The organism is Gilvimarinus sp. 1_MG-2023 (genome assembly GCF_030548285.1).
In genome coordinates this window covers 1-453 of sequence record NZ_JAUOSC010000145.1, presented here as the reverse complement: position 1 = coordinate 453, position 453 = coordinate 1, and the positions used below count along the sequence as shown (strand labels likewise).

The window sequence follows — 453 nt, the reverse complement described above, 5'->3', positions numbered from 1 at the left end:
ACCTGTGTGATTGCCGAAGGCGAGGTGCTGCAGCTGACCAACGTCAAAAACCCGAATATCACCGAAGCCCAGTATATGGACGTGATTCAGGGTAAAACCGCACAACTGTTTGAAGCCTCAACCCACGGCACCGCCGCCCTGCTGCAAGCTCCGGATGACATCCAGGAAGCGCTGCGTATTTACGGCAAGGAACTGGGGCTGGCCTTCCAGTTAATCGACGATGTGCTGGATTACGAAGGCAATGCCGCCGATCTCGGCAAAAACGTTGGTGATGACCTGGCGGAAGGCAAGCCAACACTGCCACTGATTCATGCCATGGCCAATGCCGATGAAACCGGCCGCAAACTGGTGCGCCAGGCCATTCGCAAAGGTGGTCTGGATAACATGAATGATGTCATGGCCGTGGTCACACATACCCGCTCAATGGAGTACACCCGCAACAAAGCCACTGCC

At 55.6% G+C, this 453-nt stretch carries 1 protein-coding gene; it reads left to right on the top strand.

The window, feature by feature from the left end:
* The coding region (locus Q4563_RS16140; protein WP_303605199.1) for a polyprenyl synthetase family protein at positions 1-453 on the top strand (453 nt) is incomplete at both ends.